This is a genomic window from Vibrio plantisponsor, assembly GCF_013041605.1.
Classification (GTDB): domain Bacteria; phylum Pseudomonadota; class Gammaproteobacteria; order Enterobacterales; family Vibrionaceae; genus Vibrio; species Vibrio plantisponsor.
Genome location: NZ_JABEQC010000024.1, coordinates 1 through 22,141 on the forward strand (window position 1 = coordinate 1; position 22,141 = coordinate 22,141).

A 22,141-nucleotide genomic window follows, 5' to 3' on the forward strand; every position below is an offset into this window, starting at 1 on the left:
TTTCACCTGTCATTCTATGAAGTGTATCTTAACACCTCTAATCAGGTGGCCAAATTCACTATGCCACTACAACCCAAGATCTCAATATGGCTACCTGGCTAGAGAACAACTTGCGAAGAAAATGTAATGAGAGAAGACGTTCTCAATAATTTGATAAAAGACATATATACAAAAATAGGTCGTAACGTTGTTCTATACCAAAAATTGGAGCTTCTCTTAAAGGATCTAAGCTCCAAAAATGTTTGTGGCTATCTAAGTGAGTTAACTAATAAAAAATACGGACTCGATGGTATATCTAGAACAAAAACATTAGGGGGTCTAATTAAAGATTATCCATTAAGACTCGAGACTGAACATGAAGTAGAAACTTCAACTCCAGACGATAAAGACGAGGCATATATTTCATTTAAATTTGAAAGAGTTGCTTCTGCAGAGTACATAACAAGAAAAAAGAATGAGTTATCTAAATTAGTAAAAAATCGAAATTCTTTAATACATCACCTCTTACTTGAGCATGACCTAAAAACTGTTGAAGGATGCAAAGCTCTAGCCAAAATTTTAGATCAGCAAGCTGAAGAAGTTCGCCATGAAATTGAAGATTTTCGTCTAAGTTATAGAGCTATTTCTCAATCGGTTGATATGCTTATTGTTATTCAGTACCCAATTCTTATTCATCTAGTAGATATAACCAATAAGTATTCCAGAGAAGATGGTTGGACGTTGCTTAGTACATCAGCGAATATTCTTAAGCAGCGCTTCCCCCAAGACTATTTAGAACTAAAGGCGTCGATAGGAAATCGGTCATTGAAATCTTTTTTGATAGAAACACCTTTGTTTATTCTAGGTGAAGAAAGTTTGTCATCTGGTGGTACGCGCTGCGTTATTAAAGTTCGTCCAAAACTTTCAGTTACAGTTGGTTAATTATTATCACTCCAAACTCTCATACTTATTTGCGGTGATCACATCCATTCCCACAAACTCATTCAATTCACTGAGCGAATCAATCAACGGTAACAGCTCATTCTTAAAGAAAATGTGGTCGATTTTGTTTAGGTCGCTGCTTGATGTAATTCCTTCGCGTTTAACACTCATTAGCTCCAAAGGAACGCGGTGGAGGGAAAGCACATCGTTGGTCGTTTGGTTCATCACATCCTTGAAAGAGTCTTTGGCTTCCACTTGTCCGATCGGTTTCAACTCTGGTGCTTTGGTATCTTTGCCCTTGGCATTCACAAACAGGTTTTTGAACGCCATGCCTTCTTTGGCTTGAAGTTTATTGCGGATGTCATTTTCCGTTTCTTTGGTCATGCTGGGCTCGTTCATATACAGCAAGTAACCTGCGTGTGAACCGTTGCGATAGTACTGGCGACGGAATAGGGTGGCATCATCGTTAAGCCAGATTGAAGTTAGTCCACTCACATGCTGAGGAAGACCATAAAGCTCCTGCGCCACATCGTATTCAGCCAAATGAAAAATCTGACCATTACGGAAATTCACCCGACCTTCGTCATCGTATGCGCGTGGTTTGTAGGTGTAGCCTAAGTCTTCGCGCCTGCGCATGTAGAGTGCAGGAATATGCTTGATGCGAAGCACTTGACCCAACACATTACGCACAACCTGAAAGTAGCCATTACCGAAGGTCAGGTAATCCTGAATGAAACGCTTTAGGTCACGGCGTGACAACACACTATCTACGGTCACAGCATAGGTGAGAGTATTGCGCTTAAACTCAATTGCGCTGGAATGCATCGGGTTCACTCGCAAAGCTTTGGCCAACGTATCGAGTGCAATTGGCGGTTCGTACAAACCATCCATCAAAGCAACTTCAAGGTAATTCAGAATATCGCTATTCATTACGCTGACAGGGTTAGAAAATTCAATCTCAATCACTTTGCATCTCCTAGAAGAACGACACGGTCGTATCGTCTTCGCAATGAATATCAATTGGCTCCCAATGCATCACATGCATAGAAGCCCAAGCAAGGTCAGCATGAGAGCCAACCTTGCTGCGGTTAGAAATAAAGGTAACTTGGTTGCTCGCCTTGGTGGTTTGCTGGCGAATCATCAGGAATGAGTGAACCAAATCATCCCACTCACCATCGAATTGCAGGCGACCATCATTGATGATCTCTCGCGCCTTGTAGACCATCATCCGTTTCACTTCGGGCGAGTAATCCAGCTCAATCAAACTTGGGTAGAACTTGCGAACCAGCTCCGCCACGGCAGAACCAACACCACTCACATCAATTGCCAAATGGACCACGTTGTACTTTTCGGTGATGCCTTTAATGGCTTGCGCTTGTTGCTCATAGCTAGAGCCTTTAAGTCGCACTCGCTCAATCAAACGGAACACGCCACCTTTGCGTTTGGGTTTCAGGGCAACCACTAAGCCTGCATCGTCAGAGCCTTCACCCTGACCACCGCCTCGTGGGTCATAGCCGACCAACACCTCTGCGCTGCCAACAGGCCGCGCCTTGTTGTGATCGACATCCTTCCACAATGACGAATCCGTTTTACACGCCAGCAGTGCTTTAAGAGAGAATATCGATGCAGAGTCATCAAGGAACACGCAACGCAGCAAGTTATCGAAGACGGTTTTGTCGGGATACTTGCGGCGCAATTTATCCATGTTGAAAAAGGTGGCGCCTTTGGCAATTGCATCATCAATAGTGATGATTTGACGGAAAATACCATCTTCACCCAATGAGCCGTTCTTCAGTGCCGCATGGCTGACATCGATACCCAGCTCTTTTTTACCCTGCCATTTTGGATAGGCTTCGTGGGCAACGGTCGAAGGCGTCGACAAGTAAGTGGTGCGGTATTTGTCGTGAATCGACATACCGCCTGCGTAGTCGTCCAGTTCCCCGAACTTAGGTATCCAGAACACTTCATCAAAGTAAACGTGGCCGTTAAAGCCTTGCGAGGTTCGAGCATTAGTCGAGAGAAAATAGAAAGTCGCGCCGTTGGACAATTGCAGTTCATCTTTGCCTTTTAGGTCAACATCACCAATCTCTAACGCAAAACGGCGAATGTAGTTTTTGAAAATTTCCGACTGCTTACGCGACGCGGATAAAAACACCTGGTTGTCGCCATTAAGCACCGCATCTTCAAACGCTTCATAAGCGAAGTAATACGTTAAACCAATCTGGCGCGATTTGAGGTAGAAGCGGAATTCATTGAGTTCGCTGTTGCACTTATGCCGGTGGATCTCTTTTTGGTATTCGAAGAAGGTTTTCTCACGGAACTCGTCCAGCACTTCCTTGGTGATGTGCGAAACATCGTTCTTCACCTTGTTTGGCTTACGACCGCGCTTTCGCTCTCCATCACTGCGTCCACTTGGACGGTGGCGCTTTTCGTCCGCTTCATCGCGTTTACGTTTTTGCTCAAGCAGAAACTCCAACTCTTTCAACTGCTCATCATGCTTTTGGTCAAGCCACAGCAAGTACGCGATACGCTGGCGCATCATCAGCTCTACGGGCGCATCGTCGCGCAACTCTTTCCAGTTGAACTTGTTAATCCACAATTGAATAGTGCGACTTGCCACACCCACGGCTTCGGAAATTTCAGCAGGTTTGAACTGACGTAGAAACAGCCCAAGCGCTTTGGATTGGTCTGCGGTGTACATCGGTGCATTTTGCTCGATAGCGAGATTCGTTTTCATGCTTGCATAGTGCAACAGCGCCCGCCATTCCTCAGCTAGCAAGGTTTCTAAATCACCTATCTAGAATCTTCATAAATACAAAAAGTTAAGGTCATTGGTTAGATTGGAATCATCGAACTTAGGAGCGTTTAGGCATGTTTCAATCACAACCCATTTGTATTTTGCAGGCAGGCACGACCGTCGACGGACGTGTGATTGAGCAACACATCATTGATGAAATTGCGCAGAGCTATAACCCTGAAACATACACAGCTCGAATCAACCAAGATCACTTAAGCAATAGCGTTAAATTCGGTTCGGTTTTGTCAGTAGAAAAGCGTGAAGACAAACTCTTTGCGGTGGTGAAACCAAACTCCAATTTATTGGAACAAGTAGAGAAAGGGCAGCTGTTGCATACATCTTGTGAGTTCATCGAAAAGTTCTCGGATACAGGTAAAGCCTACTTAACCGGATTGGCTTTAACCGATAAACCCGCCTCACTCGGCACAACCCAAATTCATCTATCGAGCAAAGACGATGGCAAGGTGCATGTGATTTCTAACTTCACCTTAAAGCCTGAGCAGTTCTCGGTAGAAAGTGACGAGACAGACGTCTCGTTATTCCAGAAATTCAAAAACTGGCTCAACGGTGAAAAGCCGACTGAGCAGCTTTCCCAACAAGAGGAAGAAGACGAAATGAGTAAAGAAACTGAAGACCTGTTGAAGCAAAGCATCGAGCAAACGAACAAGCTAAGTGAACAGCTCGGTCAATTGGTCGAAAAGCTGAACAGTAAAGAGACACCGCAAGAGCCTGTTGTTACTGAACCGCCAAAACAGCCAGAAGCGAACCCGCTTGAAGATGAAGTGAAAAAGCTGTCGTCACAAATGGAAGAGCTAACCACCAAGCTCTGCACCATTACTGACGAGCAGGAGCGCAAACTGGCGGGGCAAAATAGTGAAACTGAAGACTACCTATAAGCGCTTAGGTTTCTCACTCATTCAATTTGTATAGGTAAAGTCATGCAACTACATACGAAGCAAAAGCTAAGCGCTTACGTTCAAGCGGTAGCGAAACAAAACGGCGTGGAAGACGCCACAGAGATGTTTAACGTCTCGCCAACGGGTACGCAGCGCATCATCGCGGCCATTCGTGAAAGTAACTGGTTCCTTAGCCGTATCAACATCGTCACGGTGAAGAACCAGATTGGTGAAGCGATTGGTTTAGGCGTCAGTGGCATGATTGCCAGTCGCACGGACACATCCGGCGATGGTGAGCGTAAACCAAAAGATTACCACGGCATGAAAGCCATGCCGTATGCCTGTGTGCAAACCAACTTTGACACTGCTATTCGCTACGCCAAGCTTGATGCCTGGGCACACATGAAAAACTTCAACACCATCGTGTCGAAGCACACTCGTGAGCAGATTGACGCCAACAAAATCACGGTCGGTTGGTACGGGAAATCGGCGGCGCCGACTACGAATGCAGCCGAAAACCCGAACGGTGAAGACGTTAACAAAGGCTGGTTCCAAGCCATGCGCGAGCATAACCCTGAGCGTTTGATCACCGAAGGTGTTGAAGCCTCTGGTGTTATCAAAATCGGTGAAGGCGGTGATTTCAACAACCTCGACCTTGCGGTTCTGAACCTGAAAAACCTGCTGCACCCAGCATGTGAAAACGACTCCGATCTGATTGCGATTGTAGGCTCAGACTTGCTGGCTTACGAGAAAGCGAAGTTCTATGACTCGCACGGCAACACACCAAGCGAGAAAAGCAAAATCCAAGAGCGCCAAGTGATTGGTACTTACGGTGGTTTGCCTGCGGTATCCGTTCCGGGCTTCCCTTCAACGGGCATCATGGTCACAAGCTACGACAACCTATCTATCTACATTCAGGAAGATTCAGTTCGTCGCACGGTTGGTCAGAAGAATGACAAGAAAGACCAGATGGAAAACTTCGAGTCAATGAACATGGCTTACGTTATCGAGCAGCTAGAAAAAGTGGCGGCAGTGGAATTCGACAACGTGAAGATTCTGATCAATGGCGCTTGGGTTTAATCACCCTTAACTAACACCCCACCAATGCAGGCGCTTTCACGTTGTCAATCAAGCTCAGGCTTAGGTTGTTATACGTGCAATGCATGCCTGCATTCCCTCAAGGTGATTTATGGAATACGTAGGTAATAAAAACGAAACGTACACCTCCGTGCTGGCAGCAACGGACAACTTCCCTGAACTCAAAATTTCAGAGTTTCAGTCTCTGTTTAATTTCCTTAGCAATGAAACAGAGGCAGGCATTCTGCAACAAGCGAAAGTATCGCGCATCAAAGTGCATCGTGAACTCGTAGACTCCATTGCCCAGTACGACGATTTAACCGCACTGTCAGTCGATAAGTTCGGTGACGAAGAAGCAGGTACCACGCTTTATACCCAAGCGGTATTTGCACTAACCGCGAGTGAGCTGATTGGCATCAAGCTAAGTACAGATTCAACAGCCGAAGCGGCAGACAGGCAAGAGGCACTGAACAGTAAGAAATACCACTGCGAAGTGCAGTACCGCCAAGCGGTCGACATGCTCATTCATGGTAAAGAAACCTACTGCTTTGAGGTGGTGTAATGAAAGCACTGCAAAGCCTGACGGACTTGTTCAAAAAGCACATTGTGGATGCAAAGAACTTCGCAGTGTGGGCGGAAGATGGCGCTCTGTTTTGTGGCCAAGATGAATTCGTCGATGGGTTTGAAATTGAATACACCGCCATCGTGTACATGCAGGACGTTAAAGTGCAGCCGCACATTCTAATGATGCACCTTGTTTCTTGGCTCAACACCTACGACCCGTATCGTCAGGAAAAAGGTCTGGCGTTCCCAAGCTTCGCGACAGAGCTACTCGATAAAGGTCACTGTGATATCAAAATCAAAATCGACCTTCGGGAAAGCTTCTCACTGGAAGAAAGTCCACAAGGTGACTGGAAGCAAGACGGAGAGCGATACGAATGCGTCAGTGAGTTCCAAGCCAGAGCAAATGAAGACGACCTTGGCGAACTGATCTTATTCGTGGGGCATTTGGATGACTTGCCATGAGCGAGTTAACCATAAGAACGCCTGACCAGTTAACCCAAGTGGTTGAGCGTTTGGTGTTAACCGCGACTGAAAAGCTGGATTTGAATCGCCGCATGGCGAATCACGCACGGCAGTTCTTCCGCGCTCAAATTCGGGCACAACGAGACATCGACAACAACCCGTATCAAAGCCGCACAAGGCGTAAGCGTGTGGCGCTGAAAGACGGTACAACGGCTAAGAACACCGTGAACAACAGGAACATGTTGATGGGGATATCCAAAGCCCTGCGAACCAAAGCAGACGACAAAAGCTTTGAAGTCGGCCTTGCTGGTGTGGCTGGACGGATTGGTCAAGAGCATAACCAAGGTAGCCAGTTGTCATTCACGACTCGGGTAAACGGCTTTTTTGATAGCAAAACCGGACGTTGGCAAGGCGGTCGTCGGGTAAAACAAAACTACACCATGCCACAACGTACCTTCATCGGTTGGACGCCAGCGTTAGAGCGCGAGCTTCTGGCCATGGCAGCAGAACACTTTACAACAGACGTGGAAAGTTAAATGGCAACCATCAAAATCAAACCACTTAACGGGCTTATCGTTCGCGATCCAGTAACCCGTGAACCTCTCAAAAAAGAGGGTGAAGAAAAACCGCGTAACCCTTACTGGCTGCGTCGCATCAAAGATAAATCGGTTGAGTTGGTCAGCTCTAATGCGACCAAAACAGCTAAAAAAACCGTAGCCACCAAGGAGGCTGAACAATGATTAGCTTTAGCGAAGTACCTAACAGTGCTTATGTTCCGGGCATGTATGTCGAAATCGACAACAGCCTGGCAAACAGCGCAGAAGACCAACAGCTCTGTTTGGTGATCGGTAATGCGGTCGCAGGCGCACCAGTTAACCCAAACACTGTTGTATTGTGTATGGATGAAACCAAAGCCCAAGAGCAGTTTGGCGCATCTGACATCGTAGAGATGATCACTTACTTCCGTAAGCAAGATGAATCCATGCCTATCTATGCGGTGAGTGTGGATGCAGCAGATACCATGTCGGCATTAGCTGCCCTCGGTGATGTGCAGTACCACCACATCATCTGCTCGCTCAATGACGAAACCACCATTCGTGATTTGGGTGAGTTCTTGGAAAAGCGTTATGAAGCTCTGCAGCAAATTCCCGGTGTCGCTTACGTGCCAAAACAAGGTACCAACGCGGAGCTCATCACCTTTGCTAACAAAAGCAACTGCCCACTGATTAGCTTTATGCCGATTAACGCCTTAGGGAATTCAGCGAACGTAGCGCTATCCGATGCAGCTGCGATTGGCGCTTGGGCTGGCCAAATTGCGCCATCATTGGCCAATGACCCGTGTCGCCCACTGCAAACGCTAAAAATGGACGGTGTTTACTCGATTGCTGAAACCGAGTTCGACTGGGCAGAGCGTAATTTAATGCTCCACGAAGGCATGGGGACATACACCGTCAACACTGCCAAAGAAGTGTTGGTAGAACGTGCGGTCACGGCCTACACCGAAAACGCAGCCGGCATTGCTGATAACAGCTATCTCGACATCATGACGCCAGCGACAGCGATGTATTTTCGTCAGAAACAGCGCTCTCGCATTTTGAGCAAATACGCTCGTCACAAAGTAGCGAAAGACGGAACTCGCTTTGCTCCTGGTCAAGTGATTGTCACGCCAAGCATGTTCAAAACGGAACTGTTGGCGCTGTACAAAGAACTCGAATACGCAGGCATTGTGCAGGACTTTGACGGCTACAAAAAGTCGCTCATCGTTGAGCTGGACGATTCCAATAAACAACGCATCAACTATCAAGACTCACCGCAGTTCCTGAACGGCTTGATTATCGTTGCAGGCAAAATTCAATTTAGGAAGTAAGCCATGGGAACAGTAATTACTAGCCGAGCGGTACTAAACGCAGGCTCACTCGGTCGCCTCCCTATCAAAGAAGGCGCGGAAATTGGTTTTGGTAACCTCAAGCGTGAAGCCGTTATGGGTGATAACGGTGTGCTTGGGCACACGGAAGTTTACGAAGGTGCGCCGTATATCAAATGCACCATTGTTCACGCTAAAACCACCGATGAAGATGCCATCAAAGCCTTTGTGGATGAAAGCATCACAATCGAAACCAACAGTGGCAAAAACTACACCCTGACAGATGCGTGGACGGTAGACCCACTGACACTGAACGTCAAAGACGGTCAGTTAGAAGTGTTGTTTAACGGCTATGAAATGATCCCTCAATAAGGAGCTTGGCATGTTATCTATTTTGAAAAAACGTCAGGCTCAACAACGACAACAAGAGGCGCAAAAGCCGCAAGTTGTGGACGTGGCCGAAAGCGTAGCGCAGGGTTTAACAGCAAGTTCAATCATTGCGGATAAACCTTGGGAAGAAACCCAACTCATGCTCAAGAAAGATTTGGAGTACGTAAGAACCTTAGCCGGCTCTCAAGAGAAAGACCCGTACAAAGAAGAGCTGGTGAACAAGTACCGACCTGTTGTTGAAAAGTTATTAGATTCACATAGCAATCTCGAAAACCTCGATGTGATCTGGTGGTTCTATCGTTGGCAAATCGACCTTGGGAAACTGCCTGAAGTGCATGACCAATTGCGTGAAGCGATCGACAAAGGTTTAGAAACCCCGCAAAACTGGAAAGTGAACGGTCAAACGGGCTACTGCGATATTGTGTTCAAGTACTCTTCTACAGCTCACGACCAGAAACAGGAGTTCAATCGTGACTATCTGATTCAAGCTGTGAGTGATTTGCAACAAGGTAAGCTGGCAACTAATGCACCACTAAAAGTAAAAATGTTCAAACTAGTTGGTGATTGGCACTACGTGAACGGCGAAAAAGAGCAAGCCTATGCCATGTATGAATTAGTAATGAAGCTTGACCCAAGTAAAGGTGGACGCAAAGGCAGACTTAACGAACTGAAGGAAGAAATGGGTTATGGCGACAGCAATTAAAAACCAAGCGGAAACACGCACAGCAACACTGGCAACGCCCATCATTAAAGACGATGTGGAAATAAAAACTATTGAAATCCAGAAGCCGAACTCTGGCAACCTTCGTGGTTTAAGTTTGATTGATGTGTGCGAAATGAAGTTTGAGGCGGGTGAAGTTTTGCTGCCTCGCATTTCATCCCTTAACGAGCGTGATGTGCTGAACCTAGCACCAGAGAACTGGGCGCCATTGCTCACAACTATCGCCTCTTTTTTCGTGAACACGGAACACTGATAGAACGAGTAGAAGATTTTTACGCCGATATCGCCGTTGCCTTTCACTGGCCTCCTAGCGAAATAGACGCACTCAGCTACGACGACTTATTACTGTTCCGCGAACTCGCACGGCAGAGAACCCAACAAGAAGAGAGCGACTAGCTCTCTTTTTTGCATTAAGGACACTGATATGAAAATGAACCTGTCTGTGGTGATGGGGATGAAAGATAAGGTATCCGCTCCACTGAAAGGCATGGCGAGTGAGTCAGACCACTACGCCAAAGCCATTAAGAAAATTCAGAAAGCCCAAGCAGATGACTCTGCCGCAATGGGTATGATTGGCTCATTCCAGAACACCAAAAAGGCAATGAACCAAAACACCATTGCCATTGCCGCCGCCAGTGAAAAGCTTAAAGAACTGCAAGCCAAAGCGACCGCAGCGGGTAAACCGACTGCAGCGCTAACAGAGAAAATTGCCAAACAGCAAGAAAAGGTTAACAAGCTCACCAATGAGCAAGACACCTATAAAAACCACTTAATCAAACTAGGCGGTGAGCTGAAGAAAACGGGCGTCAAAGTTCACGACCTAGATGGCGAAAACAAACGTCTTGAGAAAAGCTACAAAAAGCACGGAGCTGAAGTCACCAAGCTCAGTAAGAAGTACGCGATCTTAAAAAGCGCAATGTCACCACTGCAAAAACTCAATGGTGCAATTCGCCTGCCGAACCTCGCTACTTCTGCCATTGGTAAAGGTACCGCCTTAGTCGGTGGTTTAAGTTTGGCAGGTTTTGCCAGCACCATTAACAGCACTGCCGCGGAAATGGATAAGCTCGCTAAGAAATCAGCAAACTTGCAACTGCCTATTAGCGAACTGCAAGCCATGCAATCACAAGCGGAACACGCCGGTGTAAGTGCTGATAGCCTTTCCGCATCGATGACGCGTTTCACTCGTCGCTTGGGTGTGTTGCAACAAACAGGTAAAGGCGCACTGGGCAGCTACCTTAAGCAGAGTAAGAACGGACTGTTTAAAGATTTAAAAGGTGCGGAAAACAATCAACAAGCTTATGAAATGCTGCTCGAATCTTTCTCTAAACTGAAAACAGCCCAAGAGCAAATGGCGTTTGCCGATGCTGCCTTTGGTGACAGTGGGCGTGAAATGCTCATCATGCTGCGTGAAGGTACGCAGGGCTTAACCGCTGCCCGTGAAGAACTGAACGCATTAGGTGGGGGAGCAACAGCAGAAGATGCTGCCAAAGCCGAAGCCTATAACGATGCCATGCAAAGAATTCAGGAAAGCATTCGCTCCATTAAATTTGCTGCGCTTGCACCTGTGATGGAAAAAGCCACCAAACTGTTTACCGAGTTTTCCAACAAGTTCAAGAATACCCAGTGGCGCACCGAGTTTATGGATAAAGTCATTCAAACCGTTAACGGCTTATACAAAGCGCTGGAGTTTTTAGGCAAAGGGCTTGTGTTTGTTTCGCAAAACTTCAAAGGCATTATCACCACGCTGGCAATTTTCAAAGTTGCGTTGATTGGTATTAACGCCGTGATCATGGCAAACCCTATCGGCATGATGGTCGCCGCTATTGGTGCCGCGATTATCGCTATCACCTACTTGGTGGATAAGTTCGTGGGGCTGGATAAAGTGATTAGCTGGGTGAAAGAGCAATTCAATAGCTTATGGAACGGCATTAAAAAGCTCATCAATATGCTGCCAGATGCGCTTATTCCCGATGGCTGGAAAACAGACCTTAGCGAAGCAGGGAACGAAGTTGATAACCTAGCGAATAAACTCGAAAGCATCAAAGACAAGAACGCCACTTTAGGTATCACCACCAATGAAACCAGCAACCAAACCGAGCGCAGGAAAACCTATACCGACTACCAAAACAGTAGCCTGAAAACGCCAAGTACCTACGGTCAATATCAACCACTAAAAAGCCAAACGCTAAACAGCAAATCGGAAGTGTCGTTGACTATCAAATCAGAGAAACCTGTAACGGTGGATAAAGCCAAAAGTGAGAAGGGGACGGACTTGAATCTGGATGTGGGGGATATGGGGTTTAGTTACTGATATCGAAGGTCAACAAATTGAATTGAACAGCTTGTTTTTCCAAATGGTTCCCCCATATAGTACAAACAAAGGAATTGGGGGAACTTATGGCTCAGGAATTATCGCTCAAACAAGTACAACAAACGCTATTCTCAGCTTCAGCGGTTAGAAGTAGCGAAAAGTTACCCTTAAAAATTGCGTTAGATGCTGTTAGCGATAACTCACTGGCATATAACGACCTTGCAGAACTAAGGGATAAAGGATTAATCGCTTGGGATCTTGCAATGAAAGCGAATTCTTGTATGACTCCCGTATCAAACGCTGACCATATACTTCAGTGTGTTGCTTATTACGGTAACGCAGAAAATGGTCGTAGTTGTATTGGCTTTGGGTTAGGTTGCATTAACAACGATGGAACGGCTATAGAGTTAAACCTCATTGAAAAACGTCGTGACTCGGGAGTTGATCTTAAGTCAAAGCTTTTGCCGATAATTGTTGACGCTTTCTCCTTATATGGGTTATACCTAAACAACAACGGGTTAGCGAATATCTCGAAATTCGTCATTGTAGGACCGATAGAATCGGTAGTTCCTTATTATAGAGAGTCTGGTTTTCAATATGTAGAAAACTACCTAGGTTCAGGTGTCGATGCCATGTACATGAACTTAGAAGACGGTAAAGTTTGATATAATTTGTTATAATACGTATAATACTGCACCCATTAAGAGGTGGACATTCAAAAGAGTGATGCACTTTAAGCATCTATAAGAGGTCATCATGAAAAACGTTCAAGTTACTACCAGCGAACTAAAGCAGTTTGCGGCAAAAGTGTATGCTAATGGTAAAACACCAGGTGAGCGATTTGGAATGAGCTGGGAAATGCTTTCCGATTTGGAAGAAAAGAACCCACAGCTAACATGCAAGCAGGGCAGCGATTGCCATAATAACAAAGTTGCCTAATCAATAAGATTTCACAGATAAAAGCGCCTAAGTGGCGCTTTTATTTTATCAGTTAGTTAATTCACCTATGGACATTCAGGTAAGCTGAGTAAATTATTTGGGTGTTCGCCGTCATTTTGTGTTTTTAGGTACTTGTGTCCGCTTGCGCTTGTCGACACGCTCACCCAAACAGTTTGACCATTAACGCTAACATAGAATTTCCATTTTCCGCTCTCTATCCCTTCAATAGCTCTATCAAGAGTGAGTTTCCATCGAGTACCGTCAGCGTTTAAACCACCGATATTAGAAATCCTCTCATGAGCACTGGATCTGTTTGTTTTGTTTATACATTGTACTTGTACTGCTTGTGTCATTTTGACTCCGTTCAATTTTAGTTAATCCAAATTAAGGAATGGCATTCTTTATATGCCACATTAACTGTAGTAACCGATATGCAACATTGCTCAACGTTCAGGCTCGTTTCATATTGTTTTATGACGAATAAGACATTCCAAGATATACATTTTGAAGAAGCAGTCTGCTGAACAATCTACTTAAAACAAGTAATCCGCATTTTGGGCAAAAGTTTCCACACATTTATAAAAAACTCACGCTTATATATATGAGCTTCTACAAACAAAGGAGATCTATATGAAAGCTTGTTTAATCATGTTCACTGTGTTGGCCTTACTATTTGCTTGGTGGGGAGGTTGGGGCTTGGATTTTGCGAGGGATATTGGAAGGGAACACTGGTACTTCAAGTTAAATTAAGAAGGAAAGATGATCATCGCTCGTTGCTCATCTTTCCCAGTGAACTAAAACTGTTATCTAAGCTTGGTAAAATTCAAGTTGTAAGAACTCTCGGATAGCGATGCTTGCCAGATTACTGGGTTAAATTCACTTTTATCGATTACTTCTAATAAAATTTCTTTATCTTCATCGCTTATTAGAGCACCCAAATAAACGTTTGTAATAGTGCTAGCAGGCATATGCAATGATGTACCATCATGTGGAAGTTTCACTTGTGCAGGAGCCGTCGGAAGAAAAACAGTTCTATATTCGTCTTCGTATTCCCAAGCTTTAGATTTAATTAACGAAAACCTAAATGCTCGTCTGTCTCGTGGTAAAGGGTATACTGCTAGAGGATACTCTTCGCTATATTGAACTTTATATGCGTACGAAACGGGGAGTGTTGTTGCATCTAGTTCAATACAAAACCCTTTATGTGAATTGGCGTAATGAGCCCAAAACAATAGGTTTTCCTTGTTTGTTGTATAGCAACATATTCTTAGTTTACCAAGCATGCCGTCATTTGCTTTTTTCATAACGTCATTAAGACAACCTGGTTTAGTCATAGTCTCATTCGCAAATTGCTGAGCTTGCTTAAAAGTAAATTTATACTCTTTTCGAACCATACGATTTAAATAATCTCTAATGTTTTTGGCATTATTGATTTTTCCATCGAGAACAAAGTGTGGGCGGCATTCAAAAGGGTCATTAAAATCTGTAGCTAGCGAATGGTATAACTTCTTTTCAAGAAACAGAGTGTTCAAAATTTCTGGTCTTTTTTTGTTGATGGACATAAACCTAAACAGAGAGCTAACTCCATTTGCATCAGGCCATGGATGTAGCCTATCGAATTCTTCCTCTGTCAAAATTTCCCCCTTTACGATTCTGAGTATTACAACTCAATTAGTTAACGTCTTTCATCCCATAAAATCAACACGATATAAACCGTTTGACACCGATCTTTGACGTAGCTACCATTTAACGGCACTGGCAAAATCCAGTGTCGGGATTAGTACCCCGCATCTAACTCAAGGCACATAAGTGCCAGCTCGTTGCTGGTTTTTTTATGTGCGGCTTCGGCACACCTGTACATATCGAGTCTCACAGTGAGACTGATAAAGTAAGCATTATGGTGGGCTGGGCGAGGGCGCTTCGGCGCGCCGTTTCCTTGAGTGCGGTAGTACTAACCTTGTTCAGTTCACCACCCATTGATTAGTACCTTTGAGTGGTGATTTAAAAATCATACTCAAGGAGGCAATCATGCCGACAACTTCACTTACCCTGACGGTATCTGATCTCGTCTTTAACCAAGGCGAAGAAATCCTCACTAATTCATTAAAAGTCGCAGAAGCATTTAACAAGCAGCATCGTGATGTGGTTCGTAAGCTTAGAACCCTTGAATGTTCTGATGAATTTAACGCGCGCAATTTTGCGCACGTTGAATATCGAGACAAAAAAGGCGAGTTACGTAACGCATTTGAAATGACCAAAGACGGCTTTATATTCTTAGTCATGGGCTTTACAGGCAAGAAAGCGGCACAGATAAAAGAAGCCTACATCGATGCCTTTAACCAAATGGCAAACAAACTTCGCAGTTCACTGCCAACACTTCCACCTTCTCAATATCAATTACCTTCAAACTGTTTACCCAACTTCTACGATTCGGGCTGGTTGCCAGCACTCTACAAACGATGTGATGCCGTAAGCCATTGGACATATCACATCAAATTCCAAGTTCGTCCTAAAGGCAGCAAGTTCACCGCCAAGTTTGAATTGGGCATCGGTGGAAAGGGCGAAGGTGAGCCGTGGTTTTCTTCAAGTGGTTCTGAGTTTGTTGATAGTGGATTTTACTTCGAGTATCGAGATTTGGAAGAACTGTGGGAAAACATCCGAACGGTATTAACTAAGTACAGAGCGAAAAGCCCATTCTGAAAAAGGGTCGGACTAAATATGTCGTTTAGTCCGACCAAAACATCGTTTCAAGGAATAATGAAAGGACGGACTAAGACTACGCCTTATAAAAACTCTCCTAAACTATTAAAAAGATAAAAGAATGGAGGTTGGGAAATGTGTGGCAGGCTGAATGTAATTGATGATCCGCTCTGTAGAGTAGTCTGCGAGAAGCTTGGCATCAATTTCAAAACCTCAACCAATACCGACCTTCGTCCCACGCAAGACGTTGCCACCATTGGCGTGCTACATGGTGAGCTAAAACAACTCGATTTACCTTGGGGCATAAAACCCGATTGGGCAAAACGCATCATCATTAACGCACAAGCTGAAACCGTTTCAGTGAAACCTACGTTCGTGCAGGCATTTGAATACAACCGAGTGATTGTTCCATGTTCAGGTTGGTATGAATGGCGAGAAGAGCAGGGCAAGAAAGTGAAGTATTTGTTCAGCCAAGGCGAGAAAAACGTTCTCTATATGGCAGGCATCGCACTTGAAGGTGGCTCAAAGCTAGTGACGTTAACCACCAAACCCAACCAACAATGTAGTGAGTATCACCACCGTATGCCGTTGTTAATTCCTAGCGATGCCATCGTGACGTGGATAAGCGGAACAGGGCACGACGCTCACCAACTTCTAAGCCATGAGTTTGATGAAAACCTCTCAATACGCGCCTGAAAAAGTGGCGACAAAAATGGCGACAGCCGCCAGATTATGGCGACAAATAACGTGAAATATCGCTGATTTTACTGTTTTTATATACAGTTAAAAATAATTAAAATGTTGAAATATAAAGATAATATGTTTTTGTGTTAAGTTCTACGGAATGTCTTCTAAGAGCGCGATGGACAAGCACTCTGGTGGTGTTGCTGGTTACCGTGCAGCTGAAGGAAAAACCGTATTAATTCCATTCCGTGGTCCTGTTGAAAATACCATTCAAGATGTTCTTGGTGGCGTGCGTTCAACGTGTACATACGTAGGTGCAGCCTCGCTTAAAGAGCTAACTAAACGCACAACGTTCATCCGTGTACAAGAGCAAGAGAACAACGTTTTTGGGAAAGAATAATTTTCTAATCCTTCGAAAGATGTTGAAGCAACCATAAATTGATATTGCCTCTCATGGTCTAGACTCGTGTAAGTCTACGGCAAAATCGTGAAGAGGCAATATTATGTCTGTTCTACCTTCCCTTTATACTCCCACCCTAGTTGCACTTGAAAGTGCATTTGTTACTTCTGTTCGAAACTTAACTAAGCCACGTGGGAGCATGCACCGTTACGTCAGTGCTAAGACGGTAAAAAGATTTAACTCTCAACAATTTGTACGCTGCAGTAACGGATAGTCAGCGAGCTATGAGTAGCTGCTTCACCCGATAAACGGCGGTTTTAGAAATAAAACCTGTTAACCATACTCGTTTTCGCTTTTGCTCGAACCATAGAGCTATTGACAACTAACAGCATGATTACAAGAATGTTTTTTAGAAACGTTGAAAACGGTCAAGGGTATTGGGGTGTGTCCCAAAAGAAAAATGACGGCAAAACTAAACTAAAACAAACGTTAGTGGTTAGTTATTGTTCATAAATTAAATATTCAATAAAACAGGCTTGGTAATGAACATTGAACACTACATAGTTGTGGATCAGCTCGGGAATGGAGATGTTACCACTATTCAAGAAGCATTAGATTTAGCTCCTCAGAGTGATATTCCTTTAACAATATTTATCAAACCTGGGCGTTACGAAGAAAAATTGCACATTGTACGTCCGAACACTCACTTTATTGGGACATCAAAATATAACACGACCATCAGCTACACATCTGCAAATGGACTACTGACTAAAGATGGAAAAATATGGGGTACTTATAACAGCTATGTAGTGAATGTCGATGCTAGTGATATCACTTTTCAATCATTAGCGATCGAAAACACTTTTGATTTTATAGGCAACCAACGTTTAGAAGAAAATGATCCTTCCCGAATTAGTGCGACTCAGGCTGTAGCGTTACTTATAGGCCATGAAGGGGATCGAGTTCAGTGCATCGATTGCACATTGAAAAGCTTTCAAGACACTCTCTATGTCAGTGCCGGTAAGAGCTATTTCGAATCAACAGATATCTGGGGTACTGTTGATTTTATTTTTGGTGGTGGCACTGCGGTCTTTAATTATTGTGAGTTGGTTTGCCGCTGGCGAGAAGATACCATTGAAGGTGAACCTTTAGGCTTTGTGAGTGCACCATGCACAGATATTGAAGCGGAATACGGCTTAGTTTTCTTTCGCTGTGAATTGAAGAGGGAAAGTGAAAGAGTCCCAGAGAAAAGCTATCGATTGGGACGCCCATGGCATCCAACCACTGAGTTTTCTGATGGCTCGTATGCTAATCCGAATGCTGTTGGTCATTGTGCCTACATACGATGCGACTTTGAGAACCATATTTATGGCTGGGATAAGATGCATGGTAAAGCTAAAGGCGGGGAGCAAATATGGTTCTATGCTGAAGATTCGAGATTTCATACATTTCAAAACCAGACCTCAACAATATCAAATGAGTATAGCGACTTCGAAATGAGCACAGATCAAGTTAGCATCTATACATTAGAAAGAATTTTTGACGATTGGCAACCTAACTTAATGCACAAACCTATTCTTTGAAATTCTATTCTTAGTGCTTTTGCAAATTCCGGTTCGCCAAAAATGCCTTCCTTTAAACTAAACTCACATGGTTAGACTGAGCTAACCATGAGAGAACCTTCTACACAACTTCATTTAATTGAAGCCTTGAGTCAACTATCTTCAGTTTGATCTAACCTGTTTGAAACAACGACTAATGCGCTGTATCCCAATTGGTCACTACCACTGCTACTAATATAGCTGTGGTGAATTTTTCTACAATTACTTCTCCTGCTTGTGAATATCTCTCGTTGTAAAACCGACTTTAAGAACGACCTGATAATAAAAATAAACCGCCGTTTTGATTTTAATCACATACTTTTCCATTTTTATAGTGGAAAATGATTGGAGAATTTTTGATGTAAAACTTATGAGATATCACTATGCAATATGATTACATTGTAATAGCTGGCTACTTCGCACTGATGGTTGCGATCAGTCTGCTATTCAAAAAAATGGCTAGCAATAGTACCAGTGACTACTTCCGTGGGGGCGGTAAAATGCTCTGGTGGATGGTTGGTGCAACAGCATTCATGACTCAATTCTCTGCTTGGACCTTTACAGGCGCAGCAGGTAAAGCCTTCAGTGATGGCTTTGCAATTCTAGCCGTGTTCGTTGGTAACATGGTTGCATATGTATTTGCATACTTCTACTTTGCACGTCGTTTCCGTCAAATGCGCGTTGACACTCCTACTGAAGCTGTTAAACGTCGTTTCGGTGATACGAACGAGCAATTCTTCACTTGGGTTATCATTCCACTTAGCGTAATCAACGCAGGTGTTTGGTTGAACGGTCTAGGTGTATTTGCTTCAGCAGTATTTAATGCAGACATCACAACAACAATTTATGTAACAGGTGCAGCGGTTCTAATCATCTCTCTTCTGAGTGGTGCTTGGGGTGTTGTAGCATCAGACTTCATTCAAACCCTGATCGTTGCTGTTATTTCAATTGCGTGTGCGGCTGTTGCTCTATACTTCGTTGGCGGTCCTTCTGAAATCATCAATAACTTCCCTGGTGGTTTTGTAATGGGTCCAGACATGAACTACCCATTACTGCTTGTTGGTTCTTTCATATTCTTCATCGTGAAACAGCTACAAAGTATCAACAACATGCAGGAATCTTACCGTTTCCTAAATGCTAAAGACTCTAAGAACGCAAGCAAAGCGGCTCTTATGGCTCTAGTAATGATGGTGTTTGGTGCAATCATTTGGTTCATCCCACCATGGGCTTCTGCAATCATGTATCCTGATGCTGCTGCGGCATACCCTAACCTAGGCGCTAAAGCTAGCGATGCGGTATACCTAGTGTTTGCTCGTGAAACAATGCCTCTTGGTACAGTTGGTCTTCTAATGGCTGGTCTGTTCGCTGCAACCATGTCTTCTATGGACTCAGCACTGAACCGTAACTCAGGTATCTTCGTACGTAGCTTCTACGCAACTATCGTTCGTAAAGGCAAAGCAAACGACAAAGAACTTCTACGTGCAGGCCAAATCGCTTGTACTATCAACGGTATCTTAGTAATTCTAATGGCTCAGTTCTTCAGCTCACTGAAACACCTAAGCCTATTCGATCTAATGATGCAAGTTGCGACGCTACTTCAATCGCCAATCCTAGTACCACTATTCCTAGGTATCCTTATCCGTAAGACGCCAAAATGGGCTCCTTGGGTAACTGTTATCTTCGGTATGTTTGTATCTTGGTTAGTAGTAAACGTATTTACTCCTAGCTACGTGGCAAGCTGGTTCGGTATTGAAGAACTGACTCGTCGTGAGACTGGCGAAATGAAGACCATGATCACAATCGCAGCTCACCTATTCCTAACTGCTGGTTTCTTCTGTCTAACAACTCTATTTTACAAAGAAGAGAAAGACACTCATAAAGAAGTGGCGGTTGAATTCTTCAAGGACGTTGACACTGAATGTGTTGAAGAAGAAGGACAAGACGTGGTTGACCGTATGCAACGCGCTAAACTAGGTACTCTAGTTATCTACATGGCGGCAGGTCTAACAACCATGGTTCTGATTCCAAACCCACTATGGGGACGCCTACTGTTCTTGGCATGTGCAGCATCAGTATTCGCTGTTGGCTACGGTCTGAAGAAGAGTGCAAAAATTGACGATTTGAACAACACAATTTCTGTTCGTTAATCAATCTAAAGTAGGCAGCATGAGGCTGCCTACTTCATTTATATTAGGAGATTTATCGTGGCTAAAGGTGACATCCTAAACCTTGAATTCGAAACTTTTACTGATAGTGACACTAACGTAAAAGTAACGCGTATTACCCCTAAAGACGTAATCTGTCATCGTAACTACTTCTACCAAAAGTGTTTCACTAACAACGGTGAAAAGCTGCTTCTTGCTGGTGATTTTGACGGTAACCGTAACTATTACCTTGTTGACCTTAAAACTCAAAAAGCAACTCAGCTTACTGAAGGTAAAGGCGACAACACATTTGGTGGTTTCATTTCTACCGATGACAAGTCATTCTTCTATGTGAAAAGCGAACTCAACCTAATGCAGGTTGATCTTGAGACCCTTGAAGAGCGCGTGGTTTACACGGTTGATCCAGAATGGAAAGGCTACGGCACTTGGGTTGCAAACTCAGATTGCACTAAATTAGTAGGTATCGAAATCCTACGAGCAGATTGGGCACCACTGACTTCTTGGGAAAAATTCGCTGAGTTTTACCATACAAACCCAACGTGTCGTCTAATCAAAGTAGACATCGCGACTGGCGAGCTAGAAGTTGTTCACCAAGATAAAGCATGGTTAGGCCACCCTATCTACCGTCCATTCGACGACTCAACTGTTGGTTTCTGCCACGAAGGTCCACACGACTTAGTTGACGCTCGTATGTGGCTAGTAAACGAAGACGGTAGCAACGTTCGTAAGATCAAAGAACATGCTCCTGGCGAGTCTTGCACGCACGAATTCTGGATCCCAGATGGTAGTGCAATGGCATACGTATCTTACTTCAAAGGCCAATCAGATCGCGTTATCTACAAAGCGAACCCTGAGACTTTAGAAAACGAAGAAGTCATGGTAATGCCACCATGTTCACACCTAATGAGTAACTTTGACGGTTCTCTAATGGTGGGTGATGGTTGTGATGCTCCAGTAGACGTTGCAGATGCAGAAAGCTACGACATTGAAAACGACCCGTTCTTATATGTCCTAAACACTAAAGCAAAAACTGCGACTAAACTTTGTAAACACAGCACATCATGGGATGTACTAGACGGTGACCGTCAGATTACGCACCCACACCCATCATTCACTCCTGGCGATGATGGCGTTCTGTTTACCAGTGATTTCGAAGGTGTTCCAGCGGTATACATCGCAGACCTACCTGAATCATTCAAAGCATAATTGTGAATATTTGTGTGCTGAAAACCACCGCCCTAAGCGGTGGTTTTCGCTTGTTGAATCTATATTAGATAGCAAGAGCACAGCTCATTATAAAAAATCACAATATTTCGACCATATTTAACGGAAAAAAGCCAACCAGAGCCGGTTGGCTTCAAATCATCTATTCCCGATAAACGATTTGCATTCGATTAAGCAATAAGAGACTTAACGTAAGCTTCAATTTCTGCATCTTGGCAGTTATTGAAGAAGCACTCTTGGAATCGAGCGCCGCCAACTGCAGTTTTCACTAGTTCTTGGTCGATAGAATGTAAAGCATTCTACAATGCTGTCTTTCGCTACTGCCGCTTTAACTTGGCTTAGGATGCCAGCGTTACCGTAGTTGCTTAAATTATATAAACTGTTAGCTCGCTTCAATGAGGCTCACTAACGTTAACGTAATCAAT

Annotated in this window: 24 protein-coding genes and 2 pseudogenes; 21 read left to right on the forward strand and 5 right to left on the reverse strand. The window is 44.2% G+C overall.

The window, feature by feature from the left end; translation table 11 throughout:
• Positions 1-126 precede the first annotated feature (126 nt).
• Entirely contained in the window at positions 127-921 is a 795-nt protein-coding gene (locus HKI82_RS19910; protein WP_171138969.1) for a hypothetical protein, read from the forward strand.
• A gap of 6 nt (positions 922-927) precedes the next feature.
• Here the strand turns inward: HKI82_RS19910 and HKI82_RS19915 are convergent, their stop codons facing one another.
• The gene (locus HKI82_RS19915) at positions 928-1,887 is read right to left on the reverse strand and encodes a phage portal protein (protein ID WP_171138970.1); all 960 of its coding nucleotides are present in this window, start codon (positions 1,885-1,887) and stop codon (positions 928-930) included.
• Positions 1,888-1,897: 10 nt separating this feature from the next.
• A complete protein-coding gene (locus tag HKI82_RS19920) occupies positions 1,898-3,658 on the reverse strand; it encodes a terminase large subunit domain-containing protein (protein ID WP_171138971.1) in 1,761 nt (586 codons plus the stop codon).
• Between the two features lie 134 nt (positions 3,659-3,792).
• On the opposite strand from HKI82_RS19920, the gene HKI82_RS19925 reads away from it, so the two are divergent.
• The 14 genes from HKI82_RS19925 (at position 3,793) to HKI82_RS19990 (ending at position 12,942) form a co-directional block, all read left to right on the forward strand.
• Entirely contained in the window at positions 3,793-4,614 is an 822-nt protein-coding gene (locus tag HKI82_RS19925) for a GPO family capsid scaffolding protein (RefSeq protein WP_171138972.1), read from the forward strand.
• A 42-nt stretch (positions 4,615-4,656) separates the two neighbouring features.
• Positions 4,657-5,694, forward strand: coding sequence for a phage major capsid protein, P2 family (locus HKI82_RS19930; protein WP_171138973.1), 1,038 nt, complete (start codon positions 4,657-4,659; stop codon positions 5,692-5,694).
• Between the two features lie 109 nt (positions 5,695-5,803).
• A complete protein-coding gene (locus tag HKI82_RS19935) occupies positions 5,804-6,253 on the forward strand; it encodes a head completion/stabilization protein (protein WP_171138974.1) in 450 nt (149 codons plus the stop codon).
• Positions 6,253-6,717 carry a phage tail protein gene (locus HKI82_RS19940; protein ID WP_171138975.1) on the forward strand — a complete coding sequence of 155 codons (465 nt, stop codon included), beginning with the start codon at positions 6,253-6,255 and terminating at the stop codon, positions 6,715-6,717. Before HKI82_RS19935 ends, HKI82_RS19940 begins: the two co-directional genes overlap by 1 nt.
• Complete coding sequence (locus HKI82_RS19945) at positions 6,714-7,253, forward strand: phage virion morphogenesis family protein (protein ID WP_171138976.1); 540 nt, start codon at positions 6,714-6,716, stop codon at positions 7,251-7,253. The genes HKI82_RS19940 and HKI82_RS19945 overlap by 4 nt, the downstream gene beginning before the upstream one ends.
• Positions 7,254-7,457, forward strand: a complete 204-nt coding sequence (locus tag HKI82_RS19950) for a DUF2635 domain-containing protein (RefSeq protein ID WP_171138977.1) — start codon at positions 7,254-7,256, stop codon at positions 7,455-7,457.
• Complete coding sequence (locus HKI82_RS19955; protein ID WP_171138978.1) at positions 7,454-8,584, forward strand: phage tail sheath subtilisin-like domain-containing protein; 1,131 nt, start codon at positions 7,454-7,456, stop codon at positions 8,582-8,584. The genes HKI82_RS19950 and HKI82_RS19955 overlap by 4 nt, the downstream gene beginning before the upstream one ends.
• A gap of 3 nt (positions 8,585-8,587) precedes the next feature.
• Positions 8,588-8,953, forward strand: coding sequence for a phage tail tube protein (locus tag HKI82_RS19960; protein ID WP_171138979.1), 366 nt, complete (start codon positions 8,588-8,590; stop codon positions 8,951-8,953).
• A 10-nt stretch (positions 8,954-8,963) separates the two neighbouring features.
• Complete coding sequence (gene gpM, locus HKI82_RS19965; protein WP_171138980.1) at positions 8,964-9,674, forward strand: phage terminase small subunit; 711 nt, start codon at positions 8,964-8,966, stop codon at positions 9,672-9,674.
• Positions 9,658-9,945: a phage tail assembly protein gene (locus HKI82_RS19970; protein WP_171138981.1), complete on the forward strand. Its 288-nt coding sequence runs from the start codon at positions 9,658-9,660 to the stop codon at positions 9,943-9,945. Before gpM ends, HKI82_RS19970 begins: the two co-directional genes overlap by 17 nt.
• 29 nt (positions 9,946-9,974) lie before the next feature.
• Complete coding sequence (locus HKI82_RS19975; RefSeq protein ID WP_258006829.1) at positions 9,975-10,088, forward strand: GpE family phage tail protein; 114 nt, start codon at positions 9,975-9,977, stop codon at positions 10,086-10,088.
• Positions 10,089-10,116: 28 nt separating this feature from the next.
• Entirely contained in the window at positions 10,117-12,003 is a 1,887-nt protein-coding gene (locus HKI82_RS19980; RefSeq protein ID WP_171138982.1) for a coiled-coil domain-containing protein, read from the forward strand.
• Positions 12,004-12,089: 86 nt separating this feature from the next.
• On the forward strand, positions 12,090-12,668 hold the full coding sequence (locus tag HKI82_RS19985) for a hypothetical protein (RefSeq protein ID WP_171138983.1): 579 nt from the start codon (positions 12,090-12,092) through the stop codon (positions 12,666-12,668).
• Between the two features lie 91 nt (positions 12,669-12,759).
• Positions 12,760-12,942, forward strand: coding sequence for a hypothetical protein (locus HKI82_RS19990; protein WP_171138984.1), 183 nt, complete (start codon positions 12,760-12,762; stop codon positions 12,940-12,942).
• Positions 12,943-13,007: 65 nt separating this feature from the next.
• On the opposite strand, the gene HKI82_RS19995 is transcribed toward HKI82_RS19990, so the two are convergent.
• Positions 13,008-13,295 (reverse strand): DUF3892 domain-containing protein, encoded by a 288-nt coding sequence (locus HKI82_RS19995; protein WP_171138985.1) that lies wholly within the window; start codon positions 13,293-13,295, stop codon positions 13,008-13,010.
• Between the two features lie 450 nt (positions 13,296-13,745).
• Entirely contained in the window at positions 13,746-14,576 is an 831-nt protein-coding gene (locus tag HKI82_RS20000) for a DUF2971 domain-containing protein (RefSeq protein ID WP_171138986.1), read from the reverse strand.
• Positions 14,577-14,970: 394 nt separating this feature from the next.
• Between HKI82_RS20000 and HKI82_RS20005 the strand changes: the two genes are divergently transcribed.
• From HKI82_RS20005 to HKI82_RS20030, 6 genes and pseudogenes are all read left to right on the forward strand, one after another.
• Positions 14,971-15,642, forward strand: a complete 672-nt coding sequence (locus HKI82_RS20005) for a Rha family transcriptional regulator (RefSeq protein ID WP_171138987.1) — start codon at positions 14,971-14,973, stop codon at positions 15,640-15,642.
• Between the two features lie 135 nt (positions 15,643-15,777).
• A complete protein-coding gene (locus HKI82_RS20010; protein ID WP_171138988.1) occupies positions 15,778-16,338 on the forward strand; it encodes an SOS response-associated peptidase in 561 nt (186 codons plus the stop codon).
• A 133-nt stretch (positions 16,339-16,471) separates the two neighbouring features.
• Positions 16,472-16,726: pseudogene (locus HKI82_RS20015) on the forward strand (IMP dehydrogenase); the annotation flags it as partial.
• A gap of 542 nt (positions 16,727-17,268) precedes the next feature.
• Positions 17,269-18,309, forward strand: coding sequence for a pectinesterase family protein (locus tag HKI82_RS20020; protein ID WP_171138989.1), 1,041 nt, complete (start codon positions 17,269-17,271; stop codon positions 18,307-18,309).
• A gap of 401 nt (positions 18,310-18,710) precedes the next feature.
• Positions 18,711-20,474 carry a sodium:solute symporter family protein gene (locus HKI82_RS20025; protein ID WP_102941913.1) on the forward strand — a complete coding sequence of 588 codons (1,764 nt, stop codon included), beginning with the start codon at positions 18,711-18,713 and terminating at the stop codon, positions 20,472-20,474.
• 57 nt (positions 20,475-20,531) lie between these two features.
• Positions 20,532-21,698: an oligogalacturonate lyase family protein gene (locus HKI82_RS20030; protein WP_102941914.1), complete on the forward strand. Its 1,167-nt coding sequence runs from the start codon at positions 20,532-20,534 to the stop codon at positions 21,696-21,698.
• Positions 21,699-21,886: 188 nt separating this feature from the next.
• Here the strand turns inward: HKI82_RS20030 and HKI82_RS20670 are convergent.
• Positions 21,887-22,070, reverse strand: a pseudogene (locus tag HKI82_RS20670) (hypothetical protein); the annotation flags it as partial.
• Positions 22,071-22,141 lie beyond the last annotated feature (71 nt).

Excerpts from the sequence above, each read along its gene's own strand:
- HKI82_RS19910 (WP_171138969.1), top strand. The coding sequence starts at position 127 with ATGAGAGAAGACGTTCTCAATAATTTGATAAAAGACATATATACAAAA.
- HKI82_RS19920 (WP_171138971.1), bottom strand. The coding sequence starts at position 3,658 with ATGAAAACGAATCTCGCTATCGAGCAAAATGCACCGATGTACACCGCA.
- HKI82_RS19925 (WP_171138972.1), top strand. The coding sequence starts at position 3,793 with ATGTTTCAATCACAACCCATTTGTATTTTGCAGGCAGGCACGACCGTC.
- HKI82_RS19930 (WP_171138973.1), top strand. The coding sequence starts at position 4,657 with ATGCAACTACATACGAAGCAAAAGCTAAGCGCTTACGTTCAAGCGGTA.
- HKI82_RS19935 (WP_171138974.1), top strand. The coding sequence starts at position 5,804 with ATGGAATACGTAGGTAATAAAAACGAAACGTACACCTCCGTGCTGGCA.
- HKI82_RS19940 (WP_171138975.1), top strand. The coding sequence starts at position 6,253 with ATGAAAGCACTGCAAAGCCTGACGGACTTGTTCAAAAAGCACATTGTG.
- HKI82_RS19945 (WP_171138976.1), top strand. The coding sequence starts at position 6,714 with ATGAGCGAGTTAACCATAAGAACGCCTGACCAGTTAACCCAAGTGGTT.
- HKI82_RS19950 (WP_171138977.1), top strand. The coding sequence starts at position 7,254 with ATGGCAACCATCAAAATCAAACCACTTAACGGGCTTATCGTTCGCGAT.
- HKI82_RS19955 (WP_171138978.1), top strand. The coding sequence starts at position 7,454 with ATGATTAGCTTTAGCGAAGTACCTAACAGTGCTTATGTTCCGGGCATG.
- HKI82_RS19960 (WP_171138979.1), top strand. The coding sequence starts at position 8,588 with ATGGGAACAGTAATTACTAGCCGAGCGGTACTAAACGCAGGCTCACTC.
- gpM (WP_171138980.1), top strand. The coding sequence starts at position 8,964 with ATGTTATCTATTTTGAAAAAACGTCAGGCTCAACAACGACAACAAGAG.
- HKI82_RS19970 (WP_171138981.1), top strand. The coding sequence starts at position 9,658 with ATGGCGACAGCAATTAAAAACCAAGCGGAAACACGCACAGCAACACTG.
- HKI82_RS19980 (WP_171138982.1), top strand. The coding sequence starts at position 10,117 with ATGAAAATGAACCTGTCTGTGGTGATGGGGATGAAAGATAAGGTATCC.
- HKI82_RS19985 (WP_171138983.1), top strand. The coding sequence starts at position 12,090 with ATGGCTCAGGAATTATCGCTCAAACAAGTACAACAAACGCTATTCTCA.
- HKI82_RS19990 (WP_171138984.1), top strand. The coding sequence starts at position 12,760 with ATGAAAAACGTTCAAGTTACTACCAGCGAACTAAAGCAGTTTGCGGCA.
- HKI82_RS19995 (WP_171138985.1), bottom strand. The coding sequence starts at position 13,295 with ATGACACAAGCAGTACAAGTACAATGTATAAACAAAACAAACAGATCC.
- HKI82_RS20005 (WP_171138987.1), top strand. The coding sequence starts at position 14,971 with ATGCCGACAACTTCACTTACCCTGACGGTATCTGATCTCGTCTTTAAC.
- HKI82_RS20010 (WP_171138988.1), top strand. The coding sequence starts at position 15,778 with ATGTGTGGCAGGCTGAATGTAATTGATGATCCGCTCTGTAGAGTAGTC.
- HKI82_RS20020 (WP_171138989.1), top strand. The coding sequence starts at position 17,269 with ATGAACATTGAACACTACATAGTTGTGGATCAGCTCGGGAATGGAGAT.
- HKI82_RS20025 (WP_102941913.1), top strand. The coding sequence starts at position 18,711 with ATGCAATATGATTACATTGTAATAGCTGGCTACTTCGCACTGATGGTT.